23 protein-coding genes and 1 pseudogene are annotated in these 22253 nt (G+C 54.7%); 3 read left to right on the plus strand and 21 right to left on the minus strand.

Going from position 1 to position 22253, the window contains the following annotated elements:
* Nucleotides 1–452 (plus strand): annotated as a pseudogene (locus tag ACN0XM_RS13270) (MFS transporter); the annotation flags it as partial.
* Here ACN0XM_RS13270 and ACN0XM_RS13275 read toward each other — a convergent pair.
* Nucleotides 393–1112 (minus strand): glutathione S-transferase, encoded by a 720-nt coding sequence (locus ACN0XM_RS13275; RefSeq protein ID WP_417567720.1) that lies wholly within the window; start codon nucleotides 1110–1112, stop codon nucleotides 393–395. The pseudogene ACN0XM_RS13270 and the gene ACN0XM_RS13275 overlap by 60 nt on opposite strands.
* Nucleotides 1113–1345: 233 nt before the next feature.
* Between ACN0XM_RS13275 and ACN0XM_RS13280 the strand changes: the two genes are divergently transcribed.
* Nucleotides 1346–1690, plus strand: a complete 345-nt coding sequence (locus tag ACN0XM_RS13280; protein ID WP_417567426.1) for a DUF2956 domain-containing protein — start codon at nucleotides 1346–1348, stop codon at nucleotides 1688–1690.
* Nucleotides 1691–1793: 103 nt separating this feature from the next.
* On the opposite strand, the gene ACN0XM_RS13285 is transcribed toward ACN0XM_RS13280, so the two are convergent.
* From ACN0XM_RS13285 to urtA, 20 genes are all read right to left on the minus strand, one after another.
* Complete coding sequence (locus tag ACN0XM_RS13285) at nucleotides 1794–2153, minus strand: YajD family HNH nuclease (protein ID WP_137435457.1); 360 nt, start codon at nucleotides 2151–2153, stop codon at nucleotides 1794–1796.
* Between the two features lie 204 nt (nucleotides 2154–2357).
* On the minus strand, nucleotides 2358–3203 hold the full coding sequence (locus tag ACN0XM_RS13290; RefSeq protein ID WP_417567427.1) for an REP-associated tyrosine transposase: 846 nt from the start codon (nucleotides 3201–3203) through the stop codon (nucleotides 2358–2360).
* A gap of 21 nt (nucleotides 3204–3224) precedes the next feature.
* Nucleotides 3225–3710, minus strand: a complete 486-nt coding sequence (locus tag ACN0XM_RS13295; RefSeq protein WP_417567428.1) for a transposase — start codon at nucleotides 3708–3710, stop codon at nucleotides 3225–3227.
* 564 nt (nucleotides 3711–4274) lie between these two features.
* Nucleotides 4275–4844: a DUF4145 domain-containing protein gene (locus ACN0XM_RS13300; RefSeq protein WP_417567429.1), complete on the minus strand. Its 570-nt coding sequence runs from the start codon at nucleotides 4842–4844 to the stop codon at nucleotides 4275–4277.
* A 610-nt stretch (nucleotides 4845–5454) separates the two neighbouring features.
* On the minus strand, nucleotides 5455–7911 hold the full coding sequence (locus tag ACN0XM_RS13305) for a DEAD/DEAH box helicase family protein (protein WP_417567430.1): 2457 nt from the start codon (nucleotides 7909–7911) through the stop codon (nucleotides 5455–5457).
* Between the two features lie 7 nt (nucleotides 7912–7918).
* Complete coding sequence (locus tag ACN0XM_RS13310) at nucleotides 7919–8677, minus strand: hypothetical protein (protein ID WP_417567431.1); 759 nt, start codon at nucleotides 8675–8677, stop codon at nucleotides 7919–7921.
* A gap of 55 nt (nucleotides 8678–8732) precedes the next feature.
* Nucleotides 8733–9560: a nuclease-related domain-containing protein gene (locus ACN0XM_RS13315; RefSeq protein WP_417567432.1), complete on the minus strand. Its 828-nt coding sequence runs from the start codon at nucleotides 9558–9560 to the stop codon at nucleotides 8733–8735.
* A 211-nt stretch (nucleotides 9561–9771) separates the two neighbouring features.
* Complete coding sequence (locus ACN0XM_RS13320; protein ID WP_417567433.1) at nucleotides 9772–9957, minus strand: hypothetical protein; 186 nt, start codon at nucleotides 9955–9957, stop codon at nucleotides 9772–9774.
* A 45-nt stretch (nucleotides 9958–10002) separates the two neighbouring features.
* Nucleotides 10003–10641, minus strand: a complete 639-nt coding sequence (ureG, locus tag ACN0XM_RS13325; protein WP_417567434.1) for an urease accessory protein UreG — start codon at nucleotides 10639–10641, stop codon at nucleotides 10003–10005.
* A gap of 26 nt (nucleotides 10642–10667) precedes the next feature.
* Nucleotides 10668–11375 carry an urease accessory protein UreF gene (locus ACN0XM_RS13330; protein WP_417567435.1) on the minus strand — a complete coding sequence of 236 codons (708 nt, stop codon included), beginning with the start codon at nucleotides 11373–11375 and terminating at the stop codon, nucleotides 10668–10670.
* Nucleotides 11353–11907: an urease accessory protein UreE gene (gene ureE / locus ACN0XM_RS13335; protein WP_417567436.1), complete on the minus strand. Its 555-nt coding sequence runs from the start codon at nucleotides 11905–11907 to the stop codon at nucleotides 11353–11355. The genes ACN0XM_RS13330 and ureE overlap by 23 nt, the downstream gene beginning before the upstream one ends.
* Before the next feature lie 34 nt (nucleotides 11908–11941).
* Complete coding sequence (gene ureC / locus ACN0XM_RS13340; RefSeq protein ID WP_417567437.1) at nucleotides 11942–13645, minus strand: urease subunit alpha; 1704 nt, start codon at nucleotides 13643–13645, stop codon at nucleotides 11942–11944.
* 144 nt (nucleotides 13646–13789) lie between these two features.
* Nucleotides 13790–14107, minus strand: coding sequence for an urease subunit beta (locus ACN0XM_RS13345; protein ID WP_417567438.1), 318 nt, complete (start codon nucleotides 14105–14107; stop codon nucleotides 13790–13792).
* A 10-nt stretch (nucleotides 14108–14117) separates the two neighbouring features.
* Nucleotides 14118–14420: an urease subunit gamma gene (gene ureA / locus ACN0XM_RS13350; protein ID WP_070964506.1), complete on the minus strand. Its 303-nt coding sequence runs from the start codon at nucleotides 14418–14420 to the stop codon at nucleotides 14118–14120.
* A gap of 41 nt (nucleotides 14421–14461) precedes the next feature.
* Nucleotides 14462–15358: an urease accessory protein UreD gene (locus tag ACN0XM_RS13355; protein ID WP_417567439.1), complete on the minus strand. Its 897-nt coding sequence runs from the start codon at nucleotides 15356–15358 to the stop codon at nucleotides 14462–14464.
* Nucleotides 15355–16053, minus strand: coding sequence for an urea ABC transporter ATP-binding subunit UrtE (urtE, locus tag ACN0XM_RS13360; RefSeq protein ID WP_417567440.1), 699 nt, complete (start codon nucleotides 16051–16053; stop codon nucleotides 15355–15357). The genes ACN0XM_RS13355 and urtE overlap by 4 nt, the downstream gene beginning before the upstream one ends.
* Nucleotides 16053–16877, minus strand: a complete 825-nt coding sequence (urtD, locus tag ACN0XM_RS13365) for an urea ABC transporter ATP-binding protein UrtD (RefSeq protein WP_417567441.1) — start codon at nucleotides 16875–16877, stop codon at nucleotides 16053–16055. Before urtD ends, urtE begins: the two co-directional genes overlap by 1 nt.
* Complete coding sequence (gene urtC / locus ACN0XM_RS13370; protein WP_417567442.1) at nucleotides 16874–18013, minus strand: urea ABC transporter permease subunit UrtC; 1140 nt, start codon at nucleotides 18011–18013, stop codon at nucleotides 16874–16876. Before urtC ends, urtD begins: the two co-directional genes overlap by 4 nt.
* 3 nt (nucleotides 18014–18016) lie before the next feature.
* Nucleotides 18017–19627, minus strand: a complete 1611-nt coding sequence (urtB, locus tag ACN0XM_RS13375) for an urea ABC transporter permease subunit UrtB (RefSeq protein ID WP_417567443.1) — start codon at nucleotides 19625–19627, stop codon at nucleotides 18017–18019.
* Between the two features lie 95 nt (nucleotides 19628–19722).
* Nucleotides 19723–21030 (minus strand): urea ABC transporter substrate-binding protein, encoded by a 1308-nt coding sequence (gene urtA / locus ACN0XM_RS13380; protein WP_417567444.1) that lies wholly within the window; start codon nucleotides 21028–21030, stop codon nucleotides 19723–19725.
* A 480-nt stretch (nucleotides 21031–21510) separates the two neighbouring features.
* Here urtA and ACN0XM_RS13385 point away from each other — a divergent pair, with 480 nt between their 5' ends.
* Complete coding sequence (locus ACN0XM_RS13385) at nucleotides 21511–22209, plus strand: GntR family transcriptional regulator (RefSeq protein WP_417567445.1); 699 nt, start codon at nucleotides 21511–21513, stop codon at nucleotides 22207–22209.
* The last annotated feature ends 44 nt before the right edge of the window (nucleotides 22210–22253 follow it).

Here is a 22253-nt window from a genome sequence, read left to right on the forward strand (position 1 = left end):
GGTTGTTGATCGGCGTTGTGGCCGGCAGCATCTTCATCGCCTCAACCCTGGGCCAGTTCCTGCAGGGCACACTGCCGCTCAGGCTGCGCCTGCCTCTGGGCTGCGCATCCCTGATGCTCGGGGTAGTTCCGATAGCACTAGGCATATACACCCAGTCCCTCGCGCTGTTCATCGGCGGTGCGGTGATTGCCGGTATCGGCCAGGGCATCTCATTCCGCGCCGGCATGGGCGCCATCGCCGCGGCCAGCCCTGCAGGGGAGAAGGCAGCGGTGACGTCCACGTTCTTTGTCGTGGCCTATATTGCTATCTCGGTGCCGGTGATCGGCCTGGGATTGATGGCGAGCATGACCAGCCTGATGACGACTGGGATCACTTTCGCCGCTGTGATGGGGTCACTGGCGGCGCTGGCTTTGGTACTGCTGATTCGGCGGGAACGGGCAGGGGGAAAATAGATCTGTCCCGGTTATTTGTGGAAATACCACCTCATCATCACCTTCCTGCCAAGACGGGAATTTGCTCATGGCCTGCAGGAACACTGGATGTTCCAGCCAATCCCTCAGCCATTTCTGTAAATTCGGATAGGGCAGACTGTAAAACACCTCCCGATCGACATGGGCGAACTGGCGTACAAAGGGCATGATGCCAATATCAGCGATGCTGATGTTGCTCCCCAGGAGATACCGGTCCTTGGCTAATAGGCTTTCCAACGCCTGCAAAAACACCTCACCCTTTTGCTGGTAATCCAACTGGGAGAGTTCTGGATGGCGATCCGCGTATTTATAGCGATCCAGCCAGTGTTTGAATTCGTTATCGTTGCGGTCGATCAGGGCATTAGCGCTTACTAAATCAGTGTTCAACAAACCCTTCGGATCACTCTGCCGCAACGCCCATTCGACGATTTCCCTGCTTTCCTCAATAACGAGCCTCTCAGAACGATCACCTCCTGCCAGCTCCAGAACAGGAACCGTGCCTTTGGGACTGACCGCCAGCATCTGCGCCGGCTTGTTTTTTAACACGATTTCCCGCAGCTCCACGGTCAGTCCGGCAAACAAGATCCCGAGCCGAGCGCGCATAGCGTAAGGACAACGACGGAAAGAATATAAACGAGGCAGCGGAAAGGTAATGACGTGGCTCCTGGCTGAATAAACAAAGCTGATAATGGGCAAAACCAAGCACAATCACCCTGGCCTGTCTTGGCATCAGCTTCTCCCTGCTTTTCAAACACAGAATCCTTTCTGCGCTGGACGCCGATCTTAACCGAAGCACGGTGACCGTGGAAACATTCGACGCCGACCCCTACGATGCGCTCCAATAGCCCATTCACCAACAACCCGAGCCGAGCCCTATGGCAAAAATCAAAAAGCAGCCACCGTCACCGCAAACCCAGGAGGAAGCCTTGGCCATGGCAAAGGCGACTCAGCGGCCCCGGCAAAGCAAGGAGCAGACAAAAATGATCGCGCAGGGTATCGAAAAGGGCATTGATCAGTATAAAAAACAGCAAAAAGCCAAAGCCCGGGAAAAAGACAAACAGCGCAAAAAAGAACAACACCAAACAGCGACCGAAAGCGCGGAACAAAATCCTGCAAAATCCGAGATCTGCTATCGAACCCCATGGCTACCTTGGGCGCTGCTACTGATCACCTGGGCTGGAATCGGTCTCTATATACTGGGCTTGGGCCTGGGCGGCTAAACGAATCAATGGCGGCCAGGTTCATGCTGGCGTCTTCGCGGATGGCGGTGTACAGGCGACCGCCGGTTTCAAAAAACAGATCTGTCCCGGTTTTATGTCCGAGCTACTTCTTCTGATCCATTTTTTCCTTTAAATCTGCGAAAGGATTGTGGGTTGCCGGGGCTTGATTGCTTTCTTTTCTACTGCCATAACGCACGAGATTTTCAAATTTTGAGTGCTCCTCATCGTGGCAATAAAGACACAAGAGTTCCCAATTACTGCCGTCCGGCGGATTGTTATCGTGGTTATGGTCGACATGATGCACAGTTAACTCCGATAGATTCTTGCCAGCAAACTCCCGCGCACAGCGGCCACAAATATGGGGAAAGAGTTTCAGCGCCTGCTCTCGATAGCCCGAAGCTCGCTTCGCGTTGTATTTCAGCTGTTCAGCCCGAACTTGGTCGAAAGTGGTTTTTTTATTCATAGCGAAACCTGAGTCCTTATCGTTTCCTTACAGCCAAGTTAAAGCTGTGGCGCGCCGTGATCGCCAACGAGTGGCGTCACCACCAGCGACTGGTTAGGTCTTATTATCTTCTTTATTAAATTTTTTGTCTTTACGGGGAAATAGGTCTGTCCCGGTTTTCTTAACTTGTTAATCCCAGATCCGCTCCTGCGCCCAACCCCGGGGTCAGGTCTTGCGTTTTGCCTCCCTAACAATCCGACTTACTCGGGAATAGTGGAGCCCAAAAAAATCACCTATTTCCTTCAAGCTGTAACCGCCACTCGCATACGCTAAATGGATCGCTCCATTTCGGGACGAAGCAGAATCCCAGTACCATTGCAGCGGCTTGGCCAAAGGGCGGCGCTGACTAGTAGGTATTTCGCAGAGATATTCTGCCCCATCAATTCGCCTCTGCATGTCGTCAACGAATTGATCGCTTCCAAGATAGACTTGGTTCTTGAGCTTCTCCCATGGAGACGGCTGGTTCTTGCCGTCAGCAACAAACTGTTCGTAGCTCTCTACTGACCTGGCCCGCCGATCATTAAAAGCAGACAAAATCCAATCAACATCAAGTGCCTTTATGCCCCTTTCATAACCCGCCGTTGCGCGGTAGCTGCTCCAAGGCCATTCCACAGCCGATCGAACCATCGCTGCACGAACAGGATTGAGCACGATGTAGCGGCACAGTTCCAATAGGTAGCTGTCCTTCTCAACCAAAATCGCCTTATAGCGCCCCTGGAAAACATGCCCTACCCGGCCGTGGTGCCTATTGAAAACCTGCGTATAGACGCCGTTTAGCTGGCGCATACCTTTCGACAGATTGCCTTCAGGCGTTTCAATCAACAGATGATAATGATTGCCCATCAGACAATAAGCATGACAAACCCAGTTGAAGGTCTCGCATACCTCATCAAGGGTCGACAACCAGGCGCGCCGATCTTCGTCTGATTCATAGATCATCTCCCGTCGGTTTCCGCGAGACGTCACATGATACAACGCGCCGGCAAACTCCAGTCGCAACGGTCTGGCCATTCCTTGGCTCCTTCCGTGGTTTTACTTGGGGCGGGATAGACTGCGGGGATCAGATCGAAATGGCAAGGCGGGGCAAAACGCAAGACCTGACCCCGGCACCTCAGGCTTATCTACCATCCCTGCTTTAACAGGATTGAGTTCCACATAGCGACAACAAGCTAACAGATAGGCGTCAGTATCAATCGGGCTAATCTTGTAGCGTCCTTCCCAGAGCGAACCACTCCGTTTTTCGAGGGCATTATCAAAACGGGTCTGCCGACCAGCCAGACGCTTCATCAGTTGAGGAATTGCGGTCAGGTTGTCGTTCGCCTGAACCACCAAATGAACATGGTTCGTCATCAGGCAGTAGCTGAACACCTCCAGCTCATAGACCTGCTTCCATTCCTGAAGGTTCGCCAGGTAGTATTCGAAATCACGGGGTTCGACGAACACCGGTTGGCGGTTGTGACCACGTTGAACAATATGATGGGGAAAACCGGGCACAATCACTCTGGCCTGTCTGGGCATCAGCTACTCCTTGCTTTTTTCGGCACAGAATCCGTTCTGTGCATTGAAGATTGATGTTAACCGAACTACAAAGCCGGTTAATAGGGGCTCAAATTAGCCTCGAGGCACTGGAGAAGCCGAAAAAATAGATCTGTCCCGGTTTTTCGTAAGTTTAACTTTATAGGGAGGGAGAACCGGGCACAATCACCCTAGCCCGTCTAGGCATCAGCATCTCCTTGCATTTGAACCATAGAATCCGTTCTGTGCACTTGCAGCCTTTACTAACCAAAGCACAGAGAGGGTTGATAGTGACTCCCACGAGCTTTGATTTCTAAGAAAAGTAGGGAAAACAACCTGTACCGGTTTTACTAAAGTCTTCTTCCACTGAGAAACTAGCCACTCGGTTATGGCCATATTGCATTACATGCCCGGGGATTCACGAAAGATACAAGGGCTTCCTCGGAATGGGCCAACTCCGTTTGAGAACTTGAAACCTATCCGTTGGCTCAAAGGAAGGACTGCATCCAATACTAGGACGAGACCGAATTGATCAATTTACAGTCGCTCTTCCTCTTACTAGCTGGCCTAACCAAATTTTATTGGTCCTTTATTCTTGATGATCTCTTCAGCCAATTGGGCTATTTCATCTTTTTCGTTTGAGTACAGTTCTCTTAAAACTAGGTCCAACGCCCTAAAGCCGAATGCAAGGTCATGTTCTTCTAAGTTATCGTCATGACTAGCCTCGTTCCCGAGCCATTTAATAGCGTCGAGAAGGCGACTCTCTTGTGGGTAGGTATTTGAAAGTCTCCTGATTTTTGAGTGAAGGGTTTCTCTTTCACTCTTGGGGGCCTGTAGGTCGTCTACCAGCTTTTCAATAGCCACTCTCAACCTGTTACCGCCAGCAGGTATGTCGGCCCAAGCCACGGAAAAACATGACTCAACTACATTACGAATCGAAACTGGGCAGCTCTTAGGGATGCTGAAAAGCTTAAGGGTAGGGAAGAAAAACTTCGGCATGAACTCGTCTATATAGATTACATCCCCACACTCATTGGATGAATCGTAAAGGGCGACAACCCTCCCCGTACCGACGGTGAAAGTCTGTTGATAACAACAATTACAGTCGAATCGTGCTGAGAAGCGATACTCCGTCATCTCTGGTTCCCAGTCTCCGCCCCTTTTTCGATTCAAAGATTCGGATGTTTCCGTATAGTGAAGGGACTCAAGTTCTAGCGCTAGCAATCCACGATCACAATGAGGACATTTCCATTCAGGAGTGTAAGTATCGTGAAATGTATGTCTAAATCGATGACTAAGGTACGTTAGGTATTGTTGTTCATTCATTGACTCCCTCCAAATTAACAATCGATTTAGCCTCTATACAGTAAAAACCAAAACGCAAGACTTAGATACTTTACTGCACCCCAATTCGGCCCACCAATCCGCCGGAACTATTCCTACGGCCCCCTTCTGAAACTCTTAGGTTTAGTTAAAGGATCTGTCCTCCTGATCTGATACCACCGGAATGTCAAAATATTAGAATCTTATGTATGAACAAAGAAACTGATGCAGATTTACTTCCCAGATCCAAAGGGTGCTCCTGGTCATCGAGCCAATTAAAGATTTAAAGCCCTATACCCTGACAATAACTCAATCACCCACACGATCCGCTCCCTTTCGCCAATTTTTCTCGACAGATTTAGCTCTGCCCACTGAAAACATGCGAACAATTATGCAGCTCGTAAACTTCCAGACAGTCCAACTTTTAAAAATCTATATACTTACCGATCTCAAATTTAACCAAATCATCCTGACTTTCAATATAACTTAAAAACTCCCCATTATACTCAACGATTCCATGCTCATTTATCGAAATATTACCGATCTGATCATCCCTGTCTAATTTATTTATTAAGGCACCGCTCAAACCGATTTTCACAAACTCAGAGTTTCGCTTCTTTGTGGTTCCGTAAATATACAACTGATATTCTTCATCAGATATCATCCCAAGATCGAAGAGCACATTTACATAATTATTAAGCGTGTAAGAAACAAAATCATTTTCAATTTTTATTTTCACCAAAGCGATATTTGCCAATTGCTTAGAAGTTTTAGCCGATAGATCAATATAGAGATTGTTTTGAGATCCTCCAGAAACATCTTGTTTAGCAAACTCTCCATAGGAAGCACCTATATAGAATTGCCGACCTTGCCGCATTCGCTTTATAGACTGAAAATACGAAATCGTTTCGGATATATGCTCTTTTAAGCTAAGGCGATGCAAATTCTGTGTGAACTTCTTATAAAATGATCTGGCCACTTCGTGCTGAAGGCGCAAAAAACTCTGTTCTGAAACGAAGTCTTCAAAACCTTTTATAAAAAACATATACACCTTATCCACGACATGGGCATCCTCCCATCCGCTGTCCAAAGTGATGTAATCAACTCTGGCTTCAAGCTTCTCAGACATATAATCTGAATCTGAATAAACAGAGAGGACATTTGACTCTAGCAACACCTTCTTAACTCTATTTTTACTATCTAAATCATTATGTACAAGGAAATCTTCTTTTGCCCGCAAGCTGCTATACCTGTCAATAGTTTCCTGCAAGGACAGGGCCTTATCATCATCACCGCGCTCCTTGGCTTTATCTAACTCCCCAATAACTTTATTCATATCAAAATTTGCTAGTAGCGGATTATCAACGGAATCTTTAAATAATCCACTTTTTAATTTTCTAATACTGTTGGCCATGTTTCCATTTTTCCTATTAAACTCTGAATTAATGAAATGGGTACTTGGCAGAAGTTTATCCAAGGACTTCCTTTCGTCATCGAAAACTTCGTTCAACCTATTGACACGCCCTATTAAATTCGTCAGCAATTTTGCATCTAGAGCATGGGCATTCAAAATATACATATTATCAACGGGAAGATTAACCCCTTCCAGTATCACCGAATTGGCAATAACATATTTAATTTTCTTATTTTTAGAAAACTTAAACTCTAAGTACTCCTTGAGCAGGTCAGGCAACTTACCATGAAGATAAACCAGTCCTTTTTTAATATAATCTACACAGTAAAAGTCTTCATGAACATTGTTCGAAACAACTTCTGAAAGGTCATCCAGTTCTTCTGACTCAACATTGTTCAATTCCGACGCCATCTGAATCGAGAACTCTTCAATTTTCTTTGGAGCCCTAAGGTACAAAAAGTTTTTATTTTTTGAGCTGCCTTTTATATAACCAAATATATTTTCGCTCACCCCAAGATCAAAAAAATCATCAACAAAACGATTATACTTCTTAACCTCTCCACTTTCCTTTAGCTCAAAAATATCCGCTTCTTTCACATTATTTAAAACTCGTCGCTCAAAAATATCCTGGCTATCATATATTTTTAGATTATCTACATCGGATATCAGCGGCGAAAGATAATAATTTACTGAATCAGGGCTTCTTAACCTATTCCTTCTTATTAAACGAGTAAGCAATAAACTCCTTGAGTCCTTATTAAAAAGATTATGCGCTTCGTCGATTACGAGAAGATCAAATGACAGATTTTCGTCTTTCAGAAATCTAAGCGCTCTTTCTTGAGTAAATATAGAAATGAATTCATCACTGCCATCATACATTTCATCATGAAAAATTATATTTTTATCAGGAAAATTATTTTTTATAACTCTATATGTTTGAATTAACAACGATTTTGTAGGAACAATGATAGAAGTCTTTGGTAAATTCTTACTCTTTATAATTTCTACGATTAAAGAGCTTTTACCGAATGAGGTAGGCGCCACATAGCAATTCTCTTCTCTATTACTAGCAATCAAAGCCTTCCTTGACTCACGCTGCTCATACGTCTCTACAATATTACGGTACCTGAATTTTTCTAACTGGTAATCCAAGCTAAAATCAGACACCCCCTCACAATCAAATAGTCCATTGCGCTTTATGTAACTTGAAATCGGATATAGACCGAAATTTGAGCTTACATCTAAAATAGGTTCATATAAACCATTGTTGACCGCACACTTTAGAACTATAAAGTAAGCGATTTCAAAATATGGCCGTTTGCGCCTGTCTTTAGAGTATTCTCTGATAAAAACAACAGCACAAGCTAAGACAAACTCCAACTCACTTTCTTCAAGAGCGATATTTAGAGACATTTTCTTTATTGCGGAAAGAAACTTCTCATCTCGTTTTAGCCAAGAAAATGACATCGACAACTTACTCACCCAGATAGTCTATGAATTTTTGCAAGCTGGCCTTAGTTATACATAAAGCACTTACACTAACCGCAGAAAATTCTTCGATAAATTGATGCTCATTGAGAACCTTACTATTCGCCGAACCATCCCACGTAGAGCTTAAATATATTGTAGAGCATGCAATTACGTTGTAATCCTCTATCTTAGTGTACTTTCCTCGATCATACATATCTCTTAACGCTTTAATCTTCTGCCTAATATTTTTCTCAGTACCCACATCGCAATGGCTCGCATGATTAAACGCGTTTTTCCAGGGATTATTTTTCCCTTTCTCGCTTTTCCCAGCTACGTAGTCCTTTAAGTCTAAATACGCTGTTTTAAGTTTATTCTTGTGACTTATACCTTTACTTAGAATTGATCCAGACTTGCTCTCAACTAAGTACGTTTCAGAATCCTTTGAAAACAAACCATCGAAGCCTTTCTTAATTGACCCCTCTTCTAAGTTGAAGAACAAAAACTCCTGCTTAAACCCCATTTTATTTAGATAAATATGAACTAGAAACTCAGCCACAGCCCCCATCTGCGTGTCTTCTTTTTTTGTTTTTAGGAAATTTGCCAGCCTTAACTTTACTAACTCAAGCTCACTATCGGACTCGCCCTCACAGATCTCAATAAAGAACTTATCCAAGAGCTTTCTTGTATCGTCATCTATCTCCTTCACATCAATGACATGAAGTGTCTTGTTTTGAGAAATTTTTACTATTTCTGCGTCCAACATTTACTGTGCTATACCTTTTAAAAATTGTTAAATAATTCCGAATGCTGGAACAAAACTATGCTCTTCGCGACCAGCCTTGACTGGTCGGCAGTGCCATTAACATTTGACAATTTTGAAACAGCTGATTGCGAGGGCCGGGAATTCCCGTGGGGGCGGGTTTCTTTCTGCGTTTTGTGGTGCGCGAAAGGGGGGCTGCCACGACAGAAACAATGAGGAAGGTCGCTAGCTCAGGAACCCATCGTCTCCCTAGTGATCTAGGCCGCTGAATTGATGGGCCTTTGTAAGTGGGGTTGTCGAGGTATTCTGAGAGATGCTTCCGCCCTACGATATGCTCGAGATACCTCACGTATTCGCGATGAGTCCCAAACGAACCTTTCAAGTGATCGGAAGTTATCCTTTCCAATATGGATCCCACCTGTTCCGCATTCAGTATCCGATCAGTGTGAGACTTGATGAAACGGAGATACGCCAATCCCCGCATCACATTCTCCGGCAGGCCAGTCTGGAAGATAGAATCAGACACATATACCTTTAAAGAAGAGACTTGCTGATCACTACGTTCTAACTGGCGCTGCATAGCTTTCAGATATTGATAGTTCTGATGCAGAGGATTCTGAATTTTCCGTGAATTCTGATAGATCTTCTGCGTACCACAGCGGCATTTGGCACTGCCTAAGATCAACCATTTCATGCTCTTGGTGCTCACTGCGAATACGCCATAGCGAGGAACAGGCGAGCGGAGGCGTTCACAACGAACTCTCCCAGATGGCCCTTGAACCAGGGGGAACGCAGGATGACTAACAGTAGTACTAGGGGTATGAAGTACTAGGGGTATGAAGTACCAGAGTTGCAAAAGAGGCTGTAGCAGTACTGAGGGGTCCATCGGCCGTTGTCCCTAACAATCGGTACTTCCGTAGTGTTTAGCTACCTAAGGTAGACCATCCCAGCGCTGCTTGTCTGCTCCAATTACAAAAATATATAAATTTTATGCCACAAAAAAGCTGCAAGGCATTGCCGCGCAGCTTTTTGTTTTCCCGATTCTTTTTGTCAGGCCTGCCCAATTCTGAGTTGCTTGAGGCCCGCCAATATTAGCGTTAGTCCTGCCCATCCCGCTTGCGCCGAATCAGGGCAAAGATGCCAACGGCAGCAGCCAAACCGGCCGCCAGCAGGTACTCAATATGCACCCCATCACCGAAGGCTTCATGTCCGGCATGGCCCCAGGCTACGCCGGACGTAAGAAGCAGGCTGGCCGTCAAAGTGAGTCTATTGCGTAGTTTCATGGGTGTATCTCCGTAGTGCGTTAAACATTGAGAATTTGATGGTGATTAGGCGGATTCAGCCACTTTCCCGGGCCGACGCTCCGGCAACATCCCCCGCTCCAAAATGAAGCTGATAATCGTCTCCAGCCCTACCCCGTCATACAGGTTGGTGAACACAAAAGGCCGCTCACCACGCATTTTCTTTGAGTCCCGATCCATCACGTCCAGGGAGGCGTGTACCTGTTCTGCGATGTCGATCTTGTTGATGATTAGCAGGTCGGATTTGGTGATGCCGGGGCCGCCCTTGCGGGGGATCTTGTCGCCGGCGGATACGTCGATCACGTACAGGGTGAGGTCCGACAGTTCCGGGCTGAAGGTGGCGGAGAGGTTGTCGCCGCCGGATTCCACCAGCACCAGTTCCAGGTTCGGGTGTCGGCTTTGCAGGTCGTCGATGGCCGCGAGGTTCATGGACGCATCTTCGCGGATGGCGGTGTGGGGGCAGCCGCCGGTTTCCACGCCGAGGATGCGGTCCGCTGGCAGTGCATCGTGCTTGAGCAGGAAGTCGGCGTCTTCCCGTGTGTAGATGTCGTTGGTGACCACGGCGATGTCGTAGTGGTCTTTCAGGGCTTTGCACAGCTGGCGCAGCAGGGCGGTTTTGCCGGAGCCGACCGGGCCGCCGACGCCTACTCTCAGGCAATGTTTCATGGCGTGTTCTCCTGTTCGTTGTTGGTTCAGCTTCTGAAAAGCCGTGAATACTGGGTTTCATGTAAAGCGCTGCCGAGAGCCAGGCCCGGCAGTACCGGGCCGAGTTCGTGGTCTTCTTTCTTCAGGGCTTTATCCACGGCCATCACCAGTTGCGGGCGCAGCCGTTCGGTCAGGCGCTGGGCGGCGGTGTGGCCCAGGGGCATGGCCTTGCAGGCGACGGCCAGCTGGTTTTCCAGCCAGGCCCAGGCGAAACCGAGCAGGGTCTGCCGTGCGGGTACGCGGCGCCTGTGGGCGGCCCAGGCGAACAGGGTGACGTAGCCGGGTTCCTCCGGCAGCAGGTCTTTCGCCGGCAACAGCTCCAGGCTGCCGAGCAGGCGCACCAGGGCTGCGCCGAGGCGGAGGTCCTCATCCGTCAGTTCGGCGGTTTCCCGGGTGGCGTGCAGCCAGTCGTTCCACTCGGCCACGGTTTGGCCGTCGCCGTTCGCCCAGGCTTCCTGAACCCGGATCAGCAGCGGCAGTTCGCACTTGGTCAGGCCGTCTTCCAGCACGCCTTCCAGCCAATCCCCCAGCTCGCCTTCGTTGTTCACCCAGCCCAGCTCGAAGGCGCTTTCCAGCCCCTGGGACCAGGCAAAGGCGCCGATGGGCAGCGCGGGGCTGACCAGTTGCAGCAGGCCCAGCAGGGCGAGATCGCCCACGGTGGTCTGGCCGCTGTCAGTGAGAGTGAGCGTGGTCATGGTGGTGGCCGTGGCTGTGTGAGTGTCCGTGGGAATGCCCGTTGCCCGCCTGGGCGTAGGCCCCCGGTTCCGGATCGAAGGGTGCTCGGTGGTGTTCCAGGGTGGCGCCCAGGCGTTCGGCCAGCTCTTCCAGAACGTGGTCCGGCGGGAAGCGTACCCAGCCGGTTTTACCATCGAGGGGGCCGTCTTCCCTGCCCTCGTCACTGCCGATCGCGCCGCTGGCGCCAATCTGGAGAGCCACATGGCGGTTGCCCAGGTGGTAGCACAGCCGCGCCATCGCCAGGCCCGGCTCGATGTAAGCAGTTACTACCGGCTCATCGGCTGCGCGGATGCGTATGATCTCGCCGGTTTCCGCCTGCAGGAAGGCGCCTTCGCGCAGCACCGGGCCACGGTCGAGGAACAGGCCCACGTCGTAGCCGGTGTCGGTTTTGGCGCGCAGGCGGCCGCGCATGCGCAGCTCGAAGGGCAGCGTGAGGTGGTCGTGGATTTCGCTGGTTTCTACCGGCCCGACCCGTTGGGTAAGTTCAAGCATGTCGGTCTCCTGGAACAGCCATGAGCTGTCTTGTTTAAAAAAGGTGATAACGCTGGGCCAGCGGCAGTTCGGTGGCCGGCTCGCAGGTAAGCAGTTCGCCGTCGGCGTGCACTTCGTAGGTTTGCGGGTCTACGGTGATGTGCGGGCAGGCGTCGTTCAGTTTCATGTCGCTCTTACGCACGGTGCGCACGCCGTTGCAGGCGGAGAGCGGGCTGTCCAGCCCCAGTTCCTTGCCAATGCCGGCATCAAGCGCGGCCTGGCTGACGAAGGTCAGGCGGGTGGCACTGGCGGCCTTGCCGAAGGCGCCGAACATCATGCGGTAATGCACCGGCTGGGGTGTCGGTATGGAGGCGTTCGGGTCGCCCATGGGCGCCGCCGCAATCATGCCGCCCTTGAGGATGGTGGCCGGTTTCACGCCGAAGAACGCCGGGCTCCAGAGCACCAGGTCCGCCAGCTTGCCCACTTCCACGGAGCCCACTTCGTGGGCGATGCCGTGGGTGATGGCGGGGTTGATAGTGTACTTGGCGATGTAGCGTTTGGCGCGCAGGTTGTCGGCGCCCAGGGCTTCGTCTTCCGGCAACAGGCCGCGCTGCTGTTTCATCTTGTGGGCGGTCTGCCAGGTGCGACACACCACTTCGCCCACCCGGCCCATGGCCTGGGAGTCGGAGGCGATCATGGAGATCACGCCCAGGTCATGGAGGATGTCTTCCGCGGCGATGGTCTCGCGGCGAATGCGGGAGTCGGCGAAGGCGACGTCTTCCGGGATGTTCGGGTCCAGGTGGTGGCACACCATCAACATGTCGAGGTGTTCGTCGATGGTGTTCACGGTGTAGGGCCGGGTCGGGTTGGTGGACGACGGCAGCACGTAGGGTTTGGAGCAGGCGGTGATGATGTCCGGTGCGTGGCCGCCACCGGCGCCTTCGGTGTGGTAGGTGTGGATGCAGCGTTCCTTGAACGCGGCCAGGGTGTCTTCCACGAAGCCGGATTCGTTCAGGGTGTCGGTGTGGATGGCCACCTGGATGTCGTATTTGTCCGCCACGGTGAGGCAGTTGTCGATGGAGGCGGGGGTGGTGCCCCAGTCTTCATGGAGTTTCAGGCCCATGGCACCGGCTTTGATTTGCAGTTCGAGGGATTCCGGCAGGCTGGCGTTGCCTTTGCCGAGAAAACCGATGTTCATGGGCATGGCGTCCACGGCCTGGAGCATTTTGCCTATGTGCCAGGCACCCGGTGTGCAGGTGGTGGCGTTGGTGCCGGTGGCCGGGCCGGTGCCGCCGCCGAGCATGGTGGTGATGCCGCTCATGAGGGCTTCTTCGATCTGCTGGGGGCAGATGAAGTGGATGTGGGCGTCGATCCCGCCGGCGGTGAGGATTTTACCTTCACCGGCGATGATTTCGGTGCCGGGGCCGATGACGATGGTGACGTCTGGCTGGGTGTCGGGGTTGCCGGCTTTGCCGATGGCGGCGATGCGGCCTTTCTGTATGCCGACGTCGGCTTTGACGATGCCCCACCAATCGAGGATCAGGGCGTTGGTGATGACAGTGTCCATCACGGAGTCATCGGCGCGCTGGCTCTGGCCCATGCCGTCGCGGATGACTTTGCCGCCGCCGAATTTTACTTCGTCGCCGTAGTGGGCGGTGTCGCTTTCCACTTCGATCCACAGGTCGGTGTCGCCGAGTCTTACCCGGTCACCCACTGTGGGGCCATACATGTCGGCGTAGGCTTGTCTTGTTATCTTCATGTTATCCCTCGTGTTCTGGTGCTTGGACCGGTCGAGCCATCCCTTCCGGGAAACGCTCCTTGCGGCACATCCATGTGGCGCTTGGGCTCCGCCATCCATGGCTCCGCACATTCCCGGAAGGGATGACTCGACCGGTCCTGCTGATCATTTCGTGGAGTCCAGTTTGCCCATGACTTCCTGGCGGAAACCGTAGATTTCTCTGCCGCCGGTAAACGGAATCAGGGTGACTTCGCGGCTTTGGCCGGGCTCGAAGCGGATGGCGGTGCCGGCGGCTACGTCGAGGCGGTAGCCCCTGGCTTTGGCGCGGTCGAAATCCAGGGCCGGGTTGGCTTCGGCGAAGTGGTAGTGGGAGCCGATCTGGACCGGGCGGTCGCCGGTGTTGGCCACGTCTATCTGGATGCGTTCGCGGCCTTCGCAGAGTTCGATGTCGCCGTCTTTCAGGTCGTATTCACCGGGGATCATGGCGCGCTCCTCAAACAATGGGATTGTGGACGGTGACGAGTTTGGTGCCGTCCGGGAAGGTGGCTTCCACCTGCACTTCGTCGACCATTTCGGCGATGCCGTCCATGACGTCGTCGCGGGTGAGGATTTCGGTGCCGGCGGTCATGAGTTCGGCCACGGTGCGGCCTTCTCTGGCGCCTTCCATGATTTCGGCGCTGATGAGGGCGACGGCTTCCGGGTAGTTCAGTTTCAAGCCCTTGGCTTTGCGGCGTTCGGCCAGCAGGGCTGCGGTGAACAGCAGCAGTTTGTCTTTGTCTCTGGGCGTTAATTCCATCAGTTCTTGCTCCGTTTATCGCTACGCAGTTCGGATGTTGTTCAGGTCAGCCAGATTCTTGGAACGCTAGCAGGCTGGCCGGTGAGTCTTGGTCTGAGCAGTTCCCAGGCTTGCTGGCATAAAGCCCAGGCTTCGTTTCTTTCCTGCCCCAGGTAGCGCAGCAGCACCACGCCCCGGCGGCGGGTGACGGCCCAGCGGTGGCTGGCGGGCAGGGTTTCTCTGAGTTCTTCGATGGCGGCGGCTTCGTCGTCCAGGCCGACAACCCAGAGGGTGGCCTGTACGGTAGCGCCGCCCTGGCCCCAGTGGCCTTTGAATCTTGGGTGGTTCGGGTCCATGGGCTGGCGTTCCAGCCACAGGGGGCGGCCGTCCATGAGCAGCCGGAATTTCTGTTCCAGGTGGCCGGAGACGAACGGCAGCTTGCTGGCCGGGCGGCCGAGGGCGAGGATTTCCCAGCCGAGGCATCTGGCGCCGGTTGCCAGTTCGATGGTGGTGCTTTGTTCGCCCCGGGAGCCGTCGAAGGCGAGGGTTTCCTGGGGCAGGTATTCGAGGATGCCGTTTTTTTCCACGTTCAGTGTGGTGTGCTGGGCCCAAGCGACGCCGTGGCTGTCGGCCTTGTAGAGTTTGGCGGCGGCCGGGGTGGTGAGCAGGGTGTGAGCGCCCTCGCCGACCCGGGCGTTGATGCTAAGAGCATCGCCGCTGACCAGTCCGCCGGGCGGGTGCAGCAGGTACACGTGGCAGCAGCCGTTGCGGCCTTCGGGGTAGAACGGGCGCTGCACTCGTAACGGGCCTTGGTGGCGCACGTGGGTCATGCGGGTGGCGGTGTTGTCGCCGTCCGGCCGGGCATCGAAGCCCAGGGAGATGGACGCGGCCCAGCGCCGGCCTTCGTCGAAGCGGTGGCCGGAGTCGTTGGCGGCTGTCAGGGGCTGATAGACCGTCATACCGTCAGGTGCTTCTTGATGAGTTCGTCGGTCAGGCCGGCGATTTCGCCTTCGGCCACGCGGCGGCCCCGGTCGAGTATGGCGAAGCGGTCGGCGTATTTGCGGGCAAAGGGAAGCTTCTGCTCCACCAACAGCACGGTGAGGCCGTCTTCCTTGATCAGCCTTTGAATGACCTCGCCGATCTGGGCCACGATGTTGGGCTGGATGCCCTCGCCCGGCTCGTCGAGGATCAGCAGGCGGGGTTCGATCACCAGGGCCCGGCCAATGGCCAGTTGCTGTTGCTGGCCGCCGGAGAGGTCGCCGCCCCGGCGGTTGCGCATTTCTTTCAGTACCGGGAAGAGTTCGTAGACCCGGTCGGGGATTTTCTTGCTGCCGTCCTTGCGCACGGCGAGGCCGGTGCGGAGGTTTTCTTCCACGGTGAGCAGCGGGAAGATCTGCCGGCCCTGGGGCACGTAGCCGATGCCCAGGCGCGAGCGGTCTTCGACTTTCTTTTTGGTGAGTTCCACGTCGCCGGCGAATTCGATGCTGCCGCTCTTGGTGGTTTCCTCGCCCATGATGCATTTCATCAGGGTGGTCTTGCCCACGCCGTTGCGGCCCATTACGCAGGTGCACTGGCCCTGGGGCACGTCCAGGTCCAGATCCCAGAGGGTGTGGCTTTCGCCGTAAAACTGGTTCAGCTTCTCGATCTTGAGCATTACGCCTCCTCCCCGAGATACACCTTGATCACTTCCGGGTCGTTGGAGACCTCATCCATCGAGCCTTCCGCCAGCACACTGCCCTGGTGCAGCACGGTAACTTTGCGGGCGATGGAGCGCACAAAGCCCATGTCGTGTTCCACCACCACCACGGACTGTTTGCCCGCGAGGCTGGTAAGCAGTTCGGCGGTGCGTTCCATTTCCTGTTCGGTCATGCCGGCCACGGGTTCGTCGACCAGCAGCAGGCGGGGCTTCTGCATCAGCAGCATGCCGATTTCCAGCCACTGCTTCTGGCCGTGGGAGAGGATGCCGGCCAGGCGGTCCCGCAGTGCCTCAAGGCCGATCATCTCCAGCACTTCGTCGATCCGGTCCCGGTATTCCGGCTGCATGATGGCGGTGAGCGTAGGGATGACCCGCTTGTCGGTTGCCATGGCCAGCTCCAGGTTTTCGAACACGGTGAGGGCTTCGAACACCGTGGGTTTCTGGAACTTGCGGCCGATGCCGAGGGAGGCGATGTCCGGCTCATTCATGGTGAGCAGGTTGTGGCGGCTGCCGAACCAGACCGAGCCGGTGTCCGGGCGGGTTTTGCCGGTGATGATGTCCATCATGGTGGTTTTGCCCGCGCCGTTGGGGCCGATGATGCAGCGCAGCTCGCCGTCGTCGATGGTGAGGTTGAGGTTGTTGATGGCCTTGAAGCCGTCAAAGCTCACGTTCACGTCTTCCAGGTACAGGATCGGGCCATGGCGCACGTCCACTGGCGACTTCACCTGAGTCAGAAACTCGAACACATGCTCCCGGTCGGTCAGCTCCTGAAGAATGCTCATACCGTGGCCTCCTGCGTGTCAGGGGTCTTGCCCGTGTCGTCGGTTTTCCTGTGTCTGAACAGCAAACCGGCGATGCCCTTGGGCAGAAACACGGTGACCAGAACAAACAGGCCGCCGAGGGCAAACAGCCAGGCGTCCGGCATGATGCCCGTGAACACGGTTTTGGCGTAGTTCACCAGAATTGCGCCAATGACCGCTCCATAGAGCGTAGCCCGTCCACCGAGGGCCACCCACACCACGATCTCGATGGAGAACAGGGGCGAGAATTCACTGGGGTTGATGATGCCGACCTGCGGCACATACAACGCCCCGGCCACGCCCGCGAGCATGGCGGAGACCACAAACACGAACAGTTGCACCCGTTCGACCCGATAGCCCAGGAAGCGGGTTCGGGCCTCGGCATCCCGGCAGGCCACGCTCACCCGGCCCAACTTGCTGGCGACGATGGCGCGGCAGATCACATAGCCAATGGCCAGGGCGATGCCGGTGGCGATGAACAGCCCCAGGCGGGTGGCATCCGTGCGCAGGTTGAAGCCGAGGATGTCCTTGAAGTCGGTCAGGCCGTTGTTGCCACCAAAGCCCATTTCGTTGCGGAAGAAGGCGAGCATCAGAGCGAAGGTCAGTGCCTGGGTGATGATGGAGAGGTACACCCCGGTTACCCGGGAACGGAAGGCCAGGAAGCCGAACACCAGCGCCAGCAGGCCCGGCGCCAGCAGCACCATGATGAATGCGAACCAGGCCATGTCGAATCCGTGCCAGAACCAGGGCAGCTCCTGCCAGTTCAGGAACACCATGAAATCCGGCAGGACCGGATCGCCATACACACCACGGTCGCCAATCTGGCGCATCAGGTACATGCCCATGGCGTAACCGCCGAGGGCAAAGAAGGCGCCGTGGCCCAGGCTGAGGATACCGAGGTAACCCCACACCAGGTCCACCGCGACCGCCAGCAGGGCGTAGCACAGGTACTTGCCCAGCAGGGTGACGGTGTAAGCACTCACATGCAGGGCACTGCCCTCGGGCGTGAACAGGTGGAGGAAAGTCACCGCCACCAGGGCCACAAACAGTATGCCGAGGAAGATCTGGGTTGAACGCTCCTGAAATGGCCGGAGCAGCCAGCTATTGGTTGTTGCCATAACTCAGCCCTCCGCCGCCCGGCCTTTCTGGGGGAAGAGCCCCTTCGGCCGTTTCTGGATAAACAGGATGATGAACACCAGCACGATGATCTTGGCGAGTACGGCACCGGCCCAGGGTTCTAGCAGCTGGTTGATGGTGCCCAGGGAAAGCCCGGCAATGAGGGTGCCCCAGAGGTTACCCACGCCGCCGAACACCACCACCATGAAAGAATCGATGATGTAGTTCTGGCCCAGGTTGGGGCCCACGTTGGTGAGCTGGGACAGCGCTACCCCGGCCAGGCCGGCAACGCCGGAGCCCAGGGCAAAGGTCATGATGTCGACCCGGGTGGCGCGAATGCCCATTGAGCGGGCCATGGCGCGGTTCTGGGTAACGGCCCGCACTTCCAGGCCCAGTCGGGTCTTGCGCATGATCAGCATCAGCGCGGCGAAGACAACCAACGCGAACGCCAGCACGTAGAGGCGATTGAGGGTCAGGGAAAGCGCGTCGTTGATCACCACCGAGCCACTCATCCAGTCCGGGGTGACCACGGTGCGGTTCTGGGGGGAAATCACGGTCCGCACCAGCTGTTGCAGGATCAGGCTGATGCCGAAGGTGGCCAACAGGGTTTCCAGGGGGCGGCCCTTGAGATACTGGATAACGCTGCGTTCGATGATGATGCCGGCGGTGGCGGCCACCAGGAAGCCGGCGGGAATCGACAGAATCAGTGCCAGGCCGGGCTGGCCGGGCAGGAGTTGCTGCATGCCCCAGGTGGTGTAGGCACCCAGCATGATCAGTTCGCCGTGGGCCATGTTGATCACGCCCATCACGCCGAAGGTGATGGCCAGGCCAATGGCGGCCAGGACGAGAACCGAGCCGAGGGAGAGACCGAAGTAAAGGGTCTCAGCGGCGCGGTTGAGCTTGAGTTTCTGTTCGATGCTTTCCAGTGCTTTCGTGGCTCTCTTGGCTAGCACCGGGTCATCGCCGCGGACCGCGTCGTTCAGGGCGGCACGGGCACGGGGGTGCAGGCTGCCTGCCAGAACGTCGATGGCATCCAGGTTGCCCTCACTGACCCGATAGATGGCCAGGGCTTCCTGAATGCGCTGGCGCACGTCCGAGTTTTCTTCCTGTTCCAGCCGCGCTTCCAGCGGCGCAACCAGCGAGGCGTCTACCTTGCCCATCATGTCCTGTGCGGAGGCTTCGCGCAGGTCCGGGTCGGCAGCACTCAGGTCCAGCATGGCAAGGATGCCTTCCAACTGGCCACGAATTCGGTTGTTGATGGCGACTCTGTCCAGCTCACGCCGGGACATTTCGCCCATGTTCTCTCCGGTCAGCGGGTCTGCGATTTCCCAGTCCCGGCCCCGGTTGTTCAATACAATGACCACCTGGCCGGTGTCTTTGATCCGGCTCAGACGGTTGGCGCCATAGGCTTCAAGCCAGCCCCGGGCGCGTTCGTCGCCGCTGTTGACGATGGCTCCAATGGCTTCCTCAACTTTGTTGGCGGGAGCCTCTGCCAGATTGATCAGCAGTTTCTGTCCCTGGTCTGCTCCCTGGACGTCACCCTGTGCCGTGGCGACCGTCGGCATGACCAGAACCAGGGCAAAAAACAGAAGCGTGAGCGATCGGATGATGCCCATGTTGGTGTCCTGTCGGTTAAAAGCGTGTTGCGGAGGCGTCAGCCCGGTGGCAAACATGCCAACGGGCTGACGGTCTTACTGCCTTGCCTTTGCTCTTAGTTCGACTCGGCCGCCATCTCACCGGCAGACGCGCCACACTTGCCAGTTGCGGTATTGAAGGTGCCGCAGAACATGGGCTTGCGCCAGTCGGCAATCATGTCCCGTGAACCGGGCAGGAAGTCAGACCAGGCATCGCCGGCAACCAGGCCGGAGGTTTCCCACACAACAGAGAACTGGCCGTTGTCCTGGATCTCGCCAATCAGCACCGGCTTGGTGATGTGGTGGTTGGGCATCATGGCGGCGTAGCCACCGGTGAGGTTGGGAACGGTTACGCCGATGATGGCGTCTTTCACCGCGTCCACGTCGGTGGTGCCGGCTTTCTTGACCGCTTCGATGTACATATTGAAGCCGATGTAGTGCGCTTCCATCGGGTCGTTGGTCACGGCATTTTCCTTGCCGGTGTACGCCACCCAGGCGTCGATGAAGTCGTAGTTGGCGTCGTTATCCACGCTCATGAAGTAGTTCCAGGCGGCCAGATGCCCAACCAGCGGGCCGGTATCGATACCGGACAGTTCCTGCTCACCCACGGAGAAGGCGACAACCGGGATGTCCGAGGCCGCAATGCCCTGGTTGCCCAGCTCACGGTAGAAAGGCACGTTGGCGTCGCCGTTGATAGTGGAGACCACCGCGGTCTTCTTGCCGGCGGAACCGAAGCGCTTGATGTCAGACACGATGTTCTGCCAGTCGGAATGACCGAAAGGCGTGTAGTTGATCATGATGTCTTCCCTGGCCACACCCATGTCCATCAGGTAGGTCTCAAGGATTTTGTTGGTGGTTCGGGGGTAAACGTAATCGGTACCCGCCAGCACCCAGCGCTCCACGCCGATGTTGTTCATCAGGTAATTAACCGCAGGAATCGCCTGCTGGTTGGGCGCTGCGCCGGTGTAGAAGACGTTCTCGGAGGATTCCTCACCCTCGTACTGAACCGGGTAAAACAGAAGGCCGTTCAGCTCTTCCACCACCGGCAGCACGGACTTACGGGAGACCGAGGTCCAGTTACCGAAGATCACGTCGACCTTTTCCTGAGCCAGCAGCTCCCGGGCTTTTTCAGCGAACAGCGGCCAGTTGGACGCCGGATCTACCACCACGGCTTCAAGCTGGCGGCCGAGTATGCCGCCCTTGGCGTTCTGTTGCTCAATCAGCATTTCAACGGTGTCTTTCAGAACCGTTTCACTGATGGCCATGGTGCCGGAGAGAGAGTGCAGGATGCCGACCTTGATAGGATCTTCCGCGGCAACGGAGTTAAAAGAGATGGAAAGTGCGAGTGCAGAGAGGCCCAGTTTCACGTGTTTTTTGAGATTCATTTTATAAGGTCCTTTTCTTAGTAAGGTATGCAGTTCGTCATCAAACGCACCGGAGCCTCTGCATCTGCTGTTCCACATTCCCTATATTTCCCTAAAAAACATAACCTTATCTAGTATACAAGCCGCACCCCCGGTCCGGGCACGGGGCAATGGCCCGCAAAGCTGCTGCATTCCGGCCCGATTTTGGTGCGCCCGCACCTGGTTCGAGCAGACAGGAACCGCCTTTTGCTTCAAAAAAACCCATAAATTTCTGTTTTCAAAGAAATATCGAGAAAACTCCGCAAATGGCACACGCATTGCCATCCCTCATGTATACAAGTGGATAACGCACGTGAGGATGACGAAGGCCGTCAACATTCGGATGGACCATCAGAGACTGACAGAACGCCTATATCGAGGGCGACTGGCGCGCCTTCATAGCTGCCAGAGCCTGAGCCCGAGGGAGACATCTGGCGCCCACAGAGGGGACAAACGGAGCCAATGGCAACATCAAACCAGCGACGAAAAGAGTCCGTGGCCGACAGGGTCTACGAAGCCCTGAAGGAGGACATCTTTGAGTTTCGGCTGATCCCTGGGGACAAATTCAGCGAGGGCGATGTGGGAACGCGCCTGAATGCCAGCCGGACCCCGGTTCGGGAGGCGCTTTACCGCTTGCAGCGTGAAGGCCATGTGGAGGTTTTGTTCCGCAGTGGCTGGCAGGTGAGGCCATTTGATTCCCAGCAGGTGGAAGAACTCTACGACCTGCGAATTACTCTCGAACGGGCCGCCGTGCACAAGATCTGTGGCCTGGCCAGGGAGCCCCGGGCGCTGAGAACACTGACCGCCATCTGGAACCCGGACCACCCCTCCGAGCGGGCCGTGGGCAGCACGGTTCGTGCGCTGGACGAGAGTTTTCATTGCGATCTGGTGGCCGCGGCCGGCAACCGGGAGATGACGCGGATTCACCGGGAGATTACCGACCGGCTGCAGATCATCCGACGACTGGACTTCACCCGGGATGACCGGGTCGATGCCACCTATGTTGACCACTCAGCCATTCTGGAAGCACTGCGAAATGGAATGGCCAGTGAGGCCGCAGACCGGCTGACCCGGCATATTCGCGCCGGCCAGAAAGCGGTTCGGGAGATCACCATGGAGCGGATTCGGGAGGCGGCTGCCAGAGTACTCACAAATCTGTAGGAGATATCGCACACCCCCCGGAGCGATTCTCCGATATGGCCGAA

Source organism: Marinobacter sp., assembly GCF_048269445.1.
GTDB lineage: Bacteria > Pseudomonadota > Gammaproteobacteria > Pseudomonadales > Oleiphilaceae > Marinobacter.